The sequence below is a fragment of the Mesorhizobium sp. M0701 genome, assembly GCF_040320365.1.
In the GTDB taxonomy this organism is placed as follows: domain Bacteria; phylum Pseudomonadota; class Alphaproteobacteria; order Rhizobiales; family Rhizobiaceae; genus Mesorhizobium.
This window is the reverse complement of the sequence record NZ_JAMYPO010000006.1, coordinates 59,264-71,698: the sequence shown is the minus strand read 5'-3', so window position 1 is coordinate 71,698 and position 12,435 is coordinate 59,264. Positions and strand designations below refer to the sequence as shown.

The 12,435-nt window shown below is 62.1% G+C and carries 13 protein-coding genes; 6 read left to right on the top strand and 7 right to left on the bottom strand.

Annotation, left to right across the window (positions count from 1 at the left end):
* Window position 1 precedes the first annotated feature (1 nt).
* The 5 genes from NKI24_RS08130 to NKI24_RS08110 all read left to right on the top strand — a co-directional run bounded on the left by NKI24_RS08130 (window position 2) and on the right by NKI24_RS08110 (window position 4,001).
* Window positions 2-565, top strand: coding sequence for a hypothetical protein (locus tag NKI24_RS08130; RefSeq protein ID WP_352450511.1), 564 nt, complete (start codon window positions 2-4; stop codon window positions 563-565).
* 77 nt (window positions 566-642) lie between these two features.
* A complete protein-coding gene (gene ychF, locus NKI24_RS08125) occupies window positions 643-1,746 on the top strand; it encodes a redox-regulated ATPase YchF (RefSeq protein WP_352450512.1) in 1,104 nt (367 codons plus the stop codon).
* 217 nt (window positions 1,747-1,963) lie between these two features.
* Entirely contained in the window at window positions 1,964-2,938 is a 975-nt protein-coding gene (gene corA / locus NKI24_RS08120) for a magnesium/cobalt transporter CorA (protein ID WP_352450513.1), read from the top strand.
* Window positions 2,939-3,072: 134 nt separating this feature from the next.
* The gene (locus tag NKI24_RS08115; RefSeq protein WP_023678443.1) at window positions 3,073-3,534 is read left to right on the top strand and encodes a MaoC family dehydratase; all 462 of its coding nucleotides are present in this window, start codon (window positions 3,073-3,075) and stop codon (window positions 3,532-3,534) included.
* On the top strand, window positions 3,531-4,001 hold the full coding sequence (locus NKI24_RS08110) for a MaoC family dehydratase (protein WP_023678444.1): 471 nt from the start codon (window positions 3,531-3,533) through the stop codon (window positions 3,999-4,001). Before NKI24_RS08115 ends, NKI24_RS08110 begins: the two co-directional genes overlap by 4 nt.
* A 43-nt stretch (window positions 4,002-4,044) precedes the next feature.
* On the opposite strand, the gene NKI24_RS08105 is transcribed toward NKI24_RS08110, so the two are convergent.
* From NKI24_RS08105 to petA, 4 genes are all read right to left on the bottom strand, one after another.
* Window positions 4,045-4,590, bottom strand: a complete 546-nt coding sequence (locus tag NKI24_RS08105; protein WP_352450514.1) for an adenine phosphoribosyltransferase — start codon at window positions 4,588-4,590, stop codon at window positions 4,045-4,047.
* Between the two features lie 216 nt (window positions 4,591-4,806).
* Entirely contained in the window at window positions 4,807-5,679 is an 873-nt protein-coding gene (locus NKI24_RS08100) for a cytochrome c1 (RefSeq protein ID WP_023679477.1), read from the bottom strand.
* A gap of 88 nt (window positions 5,680-5,767) precedes the next feature.
* Window positions 5,768-7,069, bottom strand: coding sequence for a cytochrome b (locus tag NKI24_RS08095; RefSeq protein WP_352450515.1), 1,302 nt, complete (start codon window positions 7,067-7,069; stop codon window positions 5,768-5,770).
* A 17-nt stretch (window positions 7,070-7,086) separates the two neighbouring features.
* The gene (gene petA / locus NKI24_RS08090) at window positions 7,087-7,647 is read right to left on the bottom strand and encodes a ubiquinol-cytochrome c reductase iron-sulfur subunit (RefSeq protein WP_352450516.1); all 561 of its coding nucleotides are present in this window, start codon (window positions 7,645-7,647) and stop codon (window positions 7,087-7,089) included.
* 281 nt (window positions 7,648-7,928) lie between these two features.
* Here petA and NKI24_RS08085 point away from each other — a divergent pair, with 281 nt between their 5' ends.
* Entirely contained in the window at window positions 7,929-8,285 is a 357-nt protein-coding gene (locus NKI24_RS08085; protein WP_352744567.1) for a cupin domain-containing protein, read from the top strand.
* Window positions 8,286-8,312: 27 nt separating this feature from the next.
* Here NKI24_RS08085 and NKI24_RS08080 read toward each other — a convergent pair whose 3' ends face one another.
* The 3 genes from NKI24_RS08080 to NKI24_RS08070 are packed head-to-tail and all read right to left on the bottom strand — an operon-like array spanning window position 8,313 to window position 12,419.
* On the bottom strand, window positions 8,313-8,627 hold the full coding sequence (locus NKI24_RS08080) for a DUF6665 family protein (protein ID WP_352744354.1): 315 nt from the start codon (window positions 8,625-8,627) through the stop codon (window positions 8,313-8,315).
* Window positions 8,628-8,649: 22 nt separating this feature from the next.
* Window positions 8,650-10,533 carry an ABC transporter ATP-binding protein gene (locus tag NKI24_RS08075; protein ID WP_352744351.1) on the bottom strand — a complete coding sequence of 628 codons (1,884 nt, stop codon included), beginning with the start codon at window positions 10,531-10,533 and terminating at the stop codon, window positions 8,650-8,652.
* A complete protein-coding gene (locus tag NKI24_RS08070; RefSeq protein WP_352744349.1) occupies window positions 10,530-12,419 on the bottom strand; it encodes an ABC transporter ATP-binding protein in 1,890 nt (629 codons plus the stop codon). Before NKI24_RS08070 ends, NKI24_RS08075 begins: the two co-directional genes overlap by 4 nt.
* Between the last annotated feature and the right edge of the window lie 16 nt (window positions 12,420-12,435).

The window sequence follows — 12,435 nt, the reverse complement described above, 5'->3', positions numbered from 1 at the left end:
CATGGATCTGGATGACATTCAGGAATTGGTCCGTCTCATCAGACAGAAGTATGTTGATTATTTCGTCGCCGCTGCCGGCGAACTTGCTCGCAGCAGCCAAGGATCGCATGCGACCGAAATCAAGTTTTCGAACGTCGATTCCTTCTATCGAAATTTCATCGCGGTTGATTTCGTCAGTAATGACGGACAGCCAAATCCGCAATTCATCAACAGCGATTCCTATGTGAAATTCTCTCCGGATATTCACGCCGGGATGGGTGGAATGGATGTCCTCATCTCACCTTTCAGGTGGGATGAGGTTCATTTTAAATTCCCTATAAATGAGCTCGACGGCGATCTCTTCGACGAATGGTTTCGCGGCTGGTTCGATATCGATGGCGAGCGTGAAACATCGGAGACCGTCGGAAACGTCATTCACAGTGCGCAATTGCTCGACGGGCAACTGACCATCGATTTCGGAACCGCTGAGGTCGACGCGTTCTGGCATCTTCTGCAAATACTGAGCAGGTCCGGCGTTCGTTCGTTGGCGATAGGCACCGATGACATCTCGCAGCGTCTGAATTGAATTGCGCCTTGACGATCATCGGCGCTTTCGCCCATAGCCCTGATCAAATTTCGATTTCCCGATAGGACCAGACAAAAATGGGTTTCAAATGCGGCATCGTTGGCTTGCCCAATGTCGGCAAGTCGACGCTCTTCAATGCGTTGACCAGGACGGCGGCGGCGCAGGCCGCCAATTATCCGTTCTGCACCATCGAACCGAATACCGGCGAGGTGGCGGTGCCCGACCCGCGCCTGCAGAAGATCGCCGCGATCGGCAAGTCGAAGGAGATCATCCCGACCCGCATCTCGTTCGTCGACATTGCCGGCCTGGTGCGTGGCGCCTCCAAAGGCGAAGGGCTTGGCAACCAATTCCTCGCCAACATCCGTGAGGTCGACGCCATCGTCCATGTGCTGCGCTGCTTCGAGGATGACGACGTCACCCATGTCGAGGGCCGCATCGATCCTGTCGCTGATGCCGAGACCGTCGAGACCGAATTGATGCTTGCCGACCTCGACAGCCTTGAGCGCCGCATCGTGCAGATCCGCAAGCGTGCCGCCGGCAAGGACAAGGAAGCAGCGACCGTACTTCCGATGATGGAAGCGGCGCTTGAACTGCTGCAGGCCGGCAAGCCCGCCCGCATCCTGCTCAACGGCATCTCGGCTGAGGATCTGCGCATCCTGCAGGGGCTGAATCTCTTGACCTCACACCCGGTGCTTTACGTCTGCAACGTCGCGGAAGCCGATGCCGCCACCGGCAACGCGCATACCAGGGCGGTCGAGAAGATGGCCGCCGCGCAAGGTGCCCGCACCGTTGTGATTTCCGCGGCGATCGAGGCCGAGGTCGCCCAGCTCTCGGACGAAGAGGAAATGGAATTCCTGGCAACGCTCGGTCTGGACGAACCCGGCCTGAACAAGGTCATCCGCGCCGGCTACGAGCTGCTCCAGCTCATCACCTACTTTACCGTTGGCCCCAAGGAGACACGCGCCTGGACCGTGCACAAGGGCGCCAAGGCGCCGCAGGCGGCAGGCGTCATCCACACCGATTTCGAGCGCGGCTTCATCCGCGCCCAGACCATCGCCTATGAGGACTTCGTCAGGCTGGGCGGCGAAGTCGCGGCCAAGGAGGCCGGCAAGGCGCGCGACGAAGGCAAGGAGTATGTCGTCCAGGACGGCGACATCATGCTGTTCAAGTTCAACACCTGACCTGGCGAGGGAGCCCAATGGTCACCATTGCCGTCGCTCGATGACAAACTTCAAAGCAGGGTGTCGCAGTGCCTCTTGCGCTGCTTGACGGGCCATCGTGCGGGGTCTAAGGGGCCTCTGCACCGGCCTCGCGCCTCGCCTGCCCGCGTCCGTGCGATGTGACTGACGCGCCCCCTCCAAACGAACGCTCTTTGGCAACAGCAAGGGAGACCCGGCGATGATCAAGGCCTTCGTCGTCGACAATGATCGCCTGCGCCTGGTCGACGATCTCCTGCAAAACAGCGACACTGTCGTCTGGGTCGACCTCTTCAACCCGACAAAGGAAGAAGAGACGACAATCGAGACCTGGCTCGGCATCGCCGTTCCGACCCGCGAAGAGATGGAAGAGATCGAGATCTCGAGCCGTCTCTACGTCGAGGACGGCGCTTACTTCATGACCGCCATCCTGCCTGCGCAGACCGAGCTGGACGATCCCTTGATGTCGCCGGTCACCTTCGTGCTCGCCGGCAAAAGGCTGATCACCGTGCGGTACCACGAACCGAAGGCGTTCAAGACCTTTCCGCTGCGCGCCGAGAAGGTGGCGACCGGTTGCACCAGCGGCGACACCATCCTGATCGGACTGCTGGAGGCGATCGTCGACCGCCTCGCCGACATTCTGGAGCGCGCCGGCCGCGACGTCGAGGCGATCTCGCGCGACATCTTCGAGGCACGCTCGACCAAGGTTTCCAAGCGCAACCGCGACTTCCAGGAGCTGTTGAAAGGCATTGGCCGCAAGGAGGACCTCGCCTCCTCGATCCGCGACAGCCTGATCTCGCTGCAGCGCCTTGCCGGCTTTCTCGCCCATGCCTCCACGCAAAGCAGAATGAGCAAGGACAGCCGCGCTCGCATCAAGACCTTGTCACGCGACGTCCTGTCGCTCGCCGACCACGCCACCTTCCTGTCGCAGAAGATCAGCTTCCTGCTCGACGCGACGCTCGGCATGATCTCGATCGAGCAGAACGCCATCATCAAGATCTTCTCCGTCGCCGCTGTCATCTTCCTGCCGCCGACGCTTGTCGCTTCGATCTACGGCATGAATTTCGACATCATCCCTGAGCTCAAATGGCACTTTGGCTATCCCTTCGCCATCGGCATGATGGTGCTTTCGGCAATCCTGCCCTTCTGGTATTTCCGCCGCCGCGGCTGGCTATAGGGTCGTCAATACCGCGCTGCGGCTTGGGCGCAGCGGGCTGGCGCAATAGAAATTGCTTGACCAAATGCCACGCTGCCTGCATCCGGGACCCGGACCCGTAGCGATCGTACAATCCTGAACAGGATTTCCAGATCATGACCGCAAAGACCTGGGCTTATGAGGATTTTGTCGAGGGCGCTTCGCTCGACCTCGGCACCAAGCTGGTAAGTGCCGCCGAAATCATAGAATTCGCCGGTGAATTCGATGCCCAGCCGATGCATCTCGACGAGGCCGCGGGCCAGGCCAGCATTCTCGGCGGGCTGGCGGCTTCGGGCTGGCACACCTGCGCCATGTTCATGCGCATGCTGTGCGATGCCTTCCTGCTCGACTCGACCTCCCAGGGCGCGCCGGGCGTCGACCAGGTCAAATGGAAACGGCCAGTCCTGGCCGGCGACCTGTTGACCGGCAGCACCACCGTCCTTGCCAAGCGACTGTCCAGATCGAAGCCCCGGCTTGGCCTGGTGACCATGCGCAGCGAGTTGTTCAACCAGCGTGGCGAAGGTGTTTTCGAGCTCGAAAACACCGTCATGTTCCTCACCCGCGAGGGCCGTGCGTGAGCCTCGACGAATTCTTCTGCATCGGTATCACCGTCACGCTCGGTTCACATCGATTCGAACCGGAGGCGATCAAGGCGTTCGCCCGCAAATACGACCCGCAGATATTCCATATCGACGAAGAGGCGGCGAGGAACAGCATATTCGGCGGGCTCTGCGCCTCGGGCTGGCACACCGCCGCCACCTGGATGAAATTGAACCTCGAGGCTGGCATAGAGGCAGAGGTCGCCCGCTGGCCCGGTCCTGGGCCGGTGCCGGAATTCGGCCCCTCGCCCGGCTTCAAGAACCTCAAATGGCCCAAACCTGTCTATGCCGGGGAAACCGTGACTTTCACCCGCACCGCGCTGGCCCATCGCCCCATTGCCTCGCGACCGGGCTGGCGGCTGCTGACGCTCCGCTCGGAGGCCTTCGATTCGACCGGCGACAAGGTCATCGAATTCGAAAGTGCCGTGCTGGTGAAGGTGGAATGAGCGGAGTTCTTTCCCTCTCCCACAGGAGAGAAGGAAGAAACGCTCAATGCCCCTCAAACCCGATCAGCGTCCTCACCGGTACGCCGAGCGCCTCTAACCTCTCTCGGCCGCCAAGGTCCGGCAGGTCGATGACGAAGCAGGCGGCGAGGATGTCGGCGCCGATCTGCCGCAATAGCTTGACGGCCGCCTCGGCCGTGCCGCCGGTGGCGATCAAATCGTCGACGAGGATTACCTTCTCGCCTGGAGAAACACCGTCTTTGTGCATCTCCATCTCGTCCAGCCCGTATTCCAGGCTGTAGGCGACGCGCACCGTCTCGTAAGGCAACTTGCCCTTCTTGCGGATCGGCACGAAGCCGGCCGAAAGCTGGTGGGCGATGGCGCCGCCGAGGATGAAGCCGCGCGCCTCGATGCCGGCGATCTTGTCGATCTTCAGGCCGGCATAGGGATGCACCAGCTCGTCGATCGCCCGGCGGAAGGCCCGCGCATTGCCGAGCAGTGTCGTAATGTCGCGAAACAGGATGCCGGGTCTGGGATAATCCGGAATGGTGCGGATCGCGGCAAGCAGCGTGTCTTCGAGCGAGGATTTCATCAAGCGGCTCTCCGGACCTTTCGTCGGATTCGACTGAAGACGTGAAAGGAATTGGCCAATCGTAACCCGGGGCAGCCAAGTCCGGCTACCGCCATGTGACGCCTGACGGAAAATTGTCCGGCAAAGGGGGTGCTCAGCGACGGCTGCAATGAATCGAAATGCCTGCAATGAAAAGGGCGCCTTTCGACGCCCTCCCGGTCTCGTGTGTTGCAGCGGTCAGTGCGCCACGCCGGCCCACACCTTGCGTTTTGTCAGGTAGACCAGCGCACCGAACAGAAGCAGAAAGACCAGCACGCGAAAGCCGGTCTTCTTGCGGTCCTCGAGGTGCGGCTCGGCCGCCCACATCAGGAAGGCCGACACGTCGCGCGAATACTGGTCGACCGTCTGCGGCGCGCCGTCATCATAGGTAACCTGGCCGTCGGAGAGCGGCTTCGGCATCTTCAGCGACACGCCGGACAGGAAGTACGGATTGTAGTGCGTGCCTTCCGGTATGACCATGCCCGCCGGCGGCTGCTGGTCGTAGCCGGTCAGCAGCGAGTGGATGTAGTCGGGACCGCCCTGGGCATATTGCGTGAAGATGTCGAAGACGAAGCGCGGGAAGCCGCGTTCAACGCCGCGCGCCTTGGCCAGCAGCGACATGTCGGGCGGTGCTGCGCCGCCATTGGCCGCCGCCGCCGCTTCCGCATTGGGGAACGGCGCCGGGAAATGGTCGGACGGCTTGCCGGGGCGATCGAACATGTCGCCGGCATCGTTCGGGCCGTCGTGGATCGTGTATTCGGCCGCCAGCGTCTTGATCTGCGCATCCGAATAGCCAAGGCCTTCCAGCGTGCGGAACGCCACCAAATTCATCGAATGACAGGCTGAGCAGACTTCCTTGTAGACCTTCAGCCCGCGCTGCAGCTGGGCCTTGTCGTAGGTGCCGAACGGCCCGGCGAAGCTCCAGTCCATTTCCTTTGGTTCGTGTATTGGGAAATGCGTCGGCGCCGCCTCGTTGTGCGCCTCTTCCTGGGCGCGCGCTCCAGTGCCTGTGGCCCCAATGCCCGCGGCCACAAGGCCAAGCAGCGCCAGCGAGGTGAGAATCTTCTTCATGCAAATCCCCTTGAGATTCTCTGACGCGCTGTCATCGTCTCGAGCATGATCTTGTCCGAAAACCGGTTTCCACTTTTCGGGATCATGCTCAGCCTTTGGTTTCCGGCGCGGCCGTGGCGCCGGCAGGATGTCCACCGCCACCCTTGTTCTTCCCGAGCACCGCCTCGGTGATCGAATTCGGCAGCCGCCGCGGCGTCTCGATCAGCCCAAGTACCGGCAGCGCTACCAGGAAGAAGGCGAAGTAGAACAGCGTCGCCATCTGCGCCATGAACACATAGCTGCCCTCGGCCGGCTGCGAGCCCAGCCAGCCGAGCAGGATGGCGTCGGCCACGAACAGCCAGAAGAACAGCTTGTACCAGGGCCGGTAGACTGCCGAGCGCACCTTCGAGGTGTCGAGCCACGGCACCAGGAACAGCATGACAATCGCGCCGAACATGCAGAGCACGCCGCCGAGTTTGGAATTGATGGGCCCGATATTGAAGGTGATAGCGCGCAGGATCGCGTAGAACGGCAGGAAGTACCATTCCGGCACAATGTGGGCCGGCGTCTTCAGCGGGTTGGCCACGGTGTAATTATCCGGATGGCCGAGATAGTTCGGCAGATAAAAGACGAAATAGGCGAAGACGAACAGGAACACGATCATGCCGAACCCGTCCTTGATGGTCGCGTAAGGCGTGAAGGCGAGCGTGTCGGTCTTCGATTTGACCTCGATGCCGGTCGGATTGTTCTGGCCGACGACGTGAAGCGCCCAGATGTGCAGCACGACGACGCCGGCGATCATGAACGGTAATAGGTAATGCAGCGCAAAGAAACGGTTCAGCGTCGGATTGTCGACCGCGAAGCCGCCGAGCAAAAGCTGCTGGATCCAGTCGCCGACCAGCGGGATGGCGGTGAAGAAGCCGGTGATGACGGTGGCGCCCCAGAAGCTCATCTGGCCCCAGGGCAGCACATAGCCCATGAACCCGGTCGCCATCATCAAGAGGTAGATGATGCAGCCGAGGATCCACAGCAGCTCGCGCGGCGCCTTGTAGGAGCCGTAGTAGAGCCCGCGGAAGATATGGATGTAGACCGCGATGAAGAAGAACGACGCGCCGTTCGAATGCAGGTAGCGCAGCAGCCAGCCGGAATTGACGTCGCGCATGATCTTCTCGACCGAATCGAAGGCGAGAGTGCTGTCGGCCGCGTAATGCATGGCCAGCACGATGCCGGTCAGGATCTGCGCCGCCAGCATGAGCGCGAGGATGCCGCCGAAGGTCCAGGCGTAATTCAAATTGCGCGGCACCGGATAGGCGATGAAGCTGTCATAGACCAGCCGCGGCAGCGGCATGCGCGAATCGAACCAGCGTCCGATGCCGGTCTTGGGCGTATAGGTCGAGTGTCCCTCGCTCATGGAAAATATCCCTTGCCTCAGCCGATACGGATCTTGGTGTCGGAAATGAATTGAAACACCGGCACCGCCATGTTCTCGGGCGCCGGCCCCTTCCGGATGCGGCCGGCCGTATCGTATTGCGAACCGTGGCATGGGCAGAACCAGCCGCCGAAATCGCCTTCCTGGCCGAGCGGGATGCAGCCAAGATGGGTGCAGACCTGGACCATCACCATCCAGGCTTCCTTGCCCGGCGTGGTTCGGTTGGCGTCGGTTGCCGGCGCGTCGGCCGGCAGGTTGGCATTGCGGGCAATTGGATCCTTGAGCTCGGCGAGATTGACCGCCTCGGCGTCCTTCATCTCTTTTTCGGTGCGGTTGCGCACGACAACCGGCTTGCCGCGCCACTTCACGACGAGCGACATTCCCGGCGTCAGCGAGGAGACGTCGACCTCGACCGAGGCGAGCGCCAGCGTCGAGGCATCCGGGCGCATCTGGTCGATGAATGGCCAGGCAACGGCGCCCGCGCCGACCACCGCCGCCATGCCAGTGGCGACGTAGAGAAAATCACGACGGTTGGGATCCTGGGTGTCGGTTGCGCTCACGGGTGCCTGATCCTTTCGCCTCTTCCGTGCCGGCGGCCGAGCCTTGTTCCCCGCTCAATCGCGCCGGCCCGACTGCGCATGGCGAACAGGCTAGCGAATTCCTCCGGCATTTGGGACTTGGGTTTATGCGTGAAGCCTGTTTTTGTCCAGACGGGTGAAGGCACAAGGGCAGATTGTCGCGGGGGCGTAATTCGCACGGCGGAACGATTGGAAAACAGCAGCAAAACCAAATGGCTGCGTTCGCCTCGACAGCTGGCGCTGGCCCGGTTTATCCTCGGCCTATGGCGCATGTCATAGACCGCGACAAATGGGCCGAAGCGCCCGACCGCTGGCCCGACCATTGGCAGGGCGAGCTGCAAGGCGGAGCTTACGGCTCCCGCAGCTGCCTGATCTTCAACTACCTGCCCGAGATCGGCGGCGGCCCCAGGCTGCACAGCCATCCCTATTGCGAGATTTTTATCATCCGGACCGGGACCGGTCTGTTCACCGTCGGCGACCGGCAGATCGAGGCCACAGCCGGCCAGAGCCTGGTCGTACCGCCGAACACGCCGCACAAATTCACCAATCTCGGGCCAGGCCCGCTGGAAACCACCGACATACACGAGAACGGCAGCTTCATCACCGAGTGGCTGGAATAACGCTTCCCAAACCGATTCCGGTTCGGATCATGCGCTGGCGCCGAGCCTGGCCAGCACGGCCTTGGGAATGTTGTATTCCCGGATCACCGCGTCGTGCTTGCGCAGGCCGCAGAGTTCGCGCTGGATGAAATACCCGTGCACCGCTTCGGCTGCATCCCTGAGCAGCCGGGCTCGATCGTCGCTGTCGCCATTCTCGCGCAGCCTCGTCAATGTTTCCTCGACGCGCCGGCCGGCGCGGCCGAGCGCGGCCGCCTTCTCGCCGAGGATTTCATGGCCAAGCAGGTCCAACGCGCTCTCCTGCGCGCCGGACCGTCCGAAATTCGATGGCATTCTCACCGCCATGGTCTACTCCGGTTTTTAGAAACTACTCCGCCGGCCGGGTCTCGGCCAGCGCGCTCTCCTCGTTGAACAGGAAGCCGCCGGACTGCCGCTTCCACAGCCTGGCATAGAGCCCGTCGAGCCCGACCAGCTCGTCATGCGTGCCTTGCTCGACGATGCGGCCCTCGTCGAGCACCACCAGCCGGTCGAGTGCCGCAATGGTCGACAGCCGATGCGCGATGGCGATGACCGTCTTGCCTTCCATCAGCCTTGCCAGATTTTCCTGGATCGCCGCCTCGATGTCGGAATCGAGCGCCGAGGTCGCCTCATCGAGCACCAAGATCGGTGCATCCTTGAGGAAGACGCGGGCGATCGCCACGCGCTGGCGCTGGCCGCCGGAGAGCTTGACGCCGCGCTCGCCGACATAGGCCTCGTAGCCGATACGATCGCGATTATCGCGCAGGCCGAGGATGAACTCGTGCGCCTCGGCCTTCTTCGCTGCCGCGACCACCTCGGCGTCGGTCGCTTCCGGCATGCCGAGCTTGATGTTGTCGCGCAGCGAGCGGTGGAAAAGTGCCGTATCCTGGCTGACGACGCCGATATTGGCGCGCAGCGAATTCTGCGTGACCCTGGAGACGTCCTGCCCGTCAATGGTGATCTTGCCGCTCTCGAGGTCGTAGAGGCGCAGGATCAGATTGACCAAGGTCGTCTTGCCGGCGCCGGACGGGCCGACCAGGCCGACCTTTTCGCCCGGCCGCACGACGAGGTCGATGCCGTCGAGCACACCGGACCCCTTGCCGTAGTGGAACTCGACATTGCTGACGTCGATACGCCCGCCGCCGACGACAATCTCTTTCGCGTCCGGCGCATCGGTCAGGCCGAGCGGCTGTGAGATCAGCGCCTTGGAGTTTTCCAGCACGCCGAGGTTCCGCAAGATGCCGTTGAGCTGCATCATCAGCCGGCCGAGCAGCATGTTCAGCCGCAGCACCAAAGACAGCGTGAAAGCCACGGCGCCGACTGTGATCGAACCCTCGACCCAGAGATAAACGGCAAAGCAGGCGATCGCCGTGATCATAATGCCCGACAGCATCGTCAGTGCCATGCGCACGCCGGTCAGCCTGCGGGTGAACGGGCGCAGCGCGTCGAGATAGATGTCGAAGCCGTTCCTGATGTAGCGGTCGTCGCCATTGGCCGAGAACAGTTTCAGCGTCTGGACGTTCGAATAGGAATCGACAAGGCGGCCGGTGATCATCGAGCCGGCTTCGGCGGTGGCTTCGGCATGCTTGCGGATCGCCGGCAAATAGCGCCTGGCCAGCAAGCCGAAGGCGGTAATCCAGATCACCACCAGCACCGCCAGCCGGAGATCGAGCCCGGCGACCAGCGCCAGCGTCGTTACCGTATAGACGACCATGAACCAGACGACCTCGATGAAGCTTTCCATCAGATCGCCGGTCGCCTGTCCCGCCTGCCAGACCTTGGTCGCGATACGTCCGGCAAAGTCGTTCTGGAAGAAGGCGTAGGATTGGCGCGAGACATGGCGATGCGCCTGCCAGCGCACCAGATTATAGAAACCCGGCGTGATCGTCTGCTCGTCGACCAGCGCCGACAGGCCGACGACGATGGTGCGGATGACCAGCACCACGGCGATCATGAAGACAAGTTCCGGGCCGGCGGCAGTCCACAGCGCGTGCCAGCTGCGTTCGCCGGGAAGCTGGTCGAGGATGTCGACCAGCCGCCCGACAAAGTAGAACAGTCCGGCTTCGACCAGCGGCGCGATGCCGCCGATCACCAGCATGGCGAAGAAGGCGATCTTCGCCTGCCCGACATAATGCCAGAGGAAACCCCTGACGCCGGCAGGTGGCCGAAGGTCCGCGGGCTCCCGGAATGGATAGACCCAGTTCTCGAACCAGCGGTAGATGGCAGTCATCATTCGGCGGCTTCACCCTTGGCGATTGCATCGTTGGCGGCTGCATCGTTGGCGGAGGGGCCGTCGTCGAGCAGGAAGCCGCCCGACTGGCGTTGCCAGAGCTGGGCGTAGAGCCCGCCGCTGGCAACGAGTTCCTCATGCGAACCTTCCTCGATGACTCGGCCCTTGTCCATGACGACGAGCCGGTCCATGGCGGCGATCGTCGACAGCCGGTGCGCAATGGCGATGACGGTCTTGCCTTGCATCAGTCTGTAGAGGTTCTCCTGGATGGCCGCCTCGGCCTCGGAATCGAGCGCGGAGGTCGCCTCGTCTAGAATGAGGATCGGCGCGTCCTTCAGCATGACACGGGCTATGGCGATGCGTTGCCGCTGGCCGCCGGACAATTTGACGCCGCGATCGCCGACATGCGCGTCGAAACCCTTGCGACCGTTAGAATCCGACAATCCGGCGATGAAATCCAGCGCCTCGGCGCGCCGCGCCGCCTCGATCAGCATCTGGTCACTGGCGTCCGGCCGGCCATAGAGGATATTCTCGCGCACCGAGCGATGCAGCAGCGAGGTGTCCTGCGTGACCATGCCGATCTGGGCGCGCAGCGAGTCCTGCGTCACCGCCGCAATGTCCTGGCCGTCGATCAGGACCTTGCCGCTTTCGAGGTCATAGAAGCGCAACAGAAGATTGACCAGCGTCGACTTGCCGGCACCCGAACGGCCAACGATGCCGACCTTCTCGCCCGGCTTCACCGTCAGCGACAGGCTTTCGATCACGCCCTTCTGCTTGCCATAATGGAAGCGGATGTCCTCAAAACGGATCTCCCCCTTGGTCACGGCAATATCCTTGGCGCCAGGCCGGTCTTCGACGAGGCGCGGCAGCGAGATCGAGGCGATGCCGTCCTGCACCGTGCCGATATTCTCGAACAGCGTGGACATCTCCCACATGATCCATTGCGACATGCCCCAGAGCCGAAGCACGAGGCCGATGACCAGGGCGACGGCGCCGATCGTCACGGCTTGGCCGAGCCACAGCCATAGCGAGATTGCGGTGACCGAAAACAACAGCAGCGAATTCAGGACGTAGAGCAGGCCGTAGAGCTGTGTCACCAGCCGCATCGACCGGTAGACTGTATCGAGAAAGCCGGCCATACCGTCCTTGGCGAAGGATGCCTCGCGCCGCGCATGCGAGAACAGCTTGACCGTCTGGATGTTGGAGTAGCTGTCGACGACACGGCCGGTCATGGTTGAGCGCGCATTGGCCTGCTCCTCGCCGACCTTGCCCAGCCGCGGGATGAAATAGCGCAACAGCAGGACATATCCGGCAAGCCAGACGGCAAGCGGCGCAGCCAGCCGCCAGTCTGCCGAGCCGACAATGAACAGCATGCCGAGAAAATAGACGACGATATAGTTGAGCACATCGATGAGCTTGATGACGCACTCGCGCACCGCGAGCGCGGTCTGCATCAGCTTGGTCGCGATGCGCCCGGCAAACTCGTCCTGATAGAAGCTCATCGACTGCTTGAGCAGGTATCGATGCACCTGCCAGCGGATACGCATCGGATAATTACCCATCAGCGTCTGCTGGTTGAGCAGCGAATGGAACCAGACCGTCGCCGGCAGCGCGAAAACCACGATGAATGCCATGCCGACCAGCTTCAAGCCTTCGGTCTGCAGGAACGTCTCGCGATTCTGTCCGGACAGCCAGTCGACGATCCGGCCCATGAAGCCGAACATCCACACCTCGGCAAGGGCGATGGCCGTCACCAGTACCGCATCGAGAGCGATGTAGGGCCACGCGCCGCGCGTATAATGCACGCAGAAGGCGATCAGTGTCCGCGGCGGCTCGACCGGCTCCTTGGCAGGGAACGGATCGAGCTTTTTTTCAAACCAGCTAAACATAGAGATGCTCACAATA

Excerpts from the sequence above, each read along its gene's own strand:
- NKI24_RS08115 (WP_023678443.1), top strand. The coding sequence starts at position 3,073 with ATGACCGCAAAGACCTGGGCTTATGAGGATTTTGTCGAGGGCGCTTCG.
- NKI24_RS08070 (WP_352744349.1), bottom strand. The coding sequence starts at position 12,419 with ATGTTTAGCTGGTTTGAAAAAAAGCTCGATCCGTTCCCTGCCAAGGAG.
- NKI24_RS08105 (WP_352450514.1), bottom strand. The coding sequence starts at position 4,590 with ATGAAATCCTCGCTCGAAGACACGCTGCTTGCCGCGATCCGCACCATT.
- NKI24_RS08095 (WP_352450515.1), bottom strand. The coding sequence starts at position 7,069 with ATGAGCGAGGGACACTCGACCTATACGCCCAAGACCGGCATCGGACGC.
- ychF (WP_352450512.1), top strand. The coding sequence starts at position 643 with ATGGGTTTCAAATGCGGCATCGTTGGCTTGCCCAATGTCGGCAAGTCG.
- NKI24_RS08130 (WP_352450511.1), top strand. The coding sequence starts at position 2 with ATGGATCTGGATGACATTCAGGAATTGGTCCGTCTCATCAGACAGAAG.
- NKI24_RS08080 (WP_352744354.1), bottom strand. The coding sequence starts at position 8,627 with ATGGCGGTGAGAATGCCATCGAATTTCGGACGGTCCGGCGCGCAGGAG.
- NKI24_RS08075 (WP_352744351.1), bottom strand. The coding sequence starts at position 10,533 with ATGATGACTGCCATCTACCGCTGGTTCGAGAACTGGGTCTATCCATTC.
- NKI24_RS08085 (WP_352744567.1), top strand. The coding sequence starts at position 7,929 with ATGGCGCATGTCATAGACCGCGACAAATGGGCCGAAGCGCCCGACCGC.
- corA (WP_352450513.1), top strand. The coding sequence starts at position 1,964 with ATGATCAAGGCCTTCGTCGTCGACAATGATCGCCTGCGCCTGGTCGAC.
- NKI24_RS08100 (WP_023679477.1), bottom strand. The coding sequence starts at position 5,679 with ATGAAGAAGATTCTCACCTCGCTGGCGCTGCTTGGCCTTGTGGCCGCG.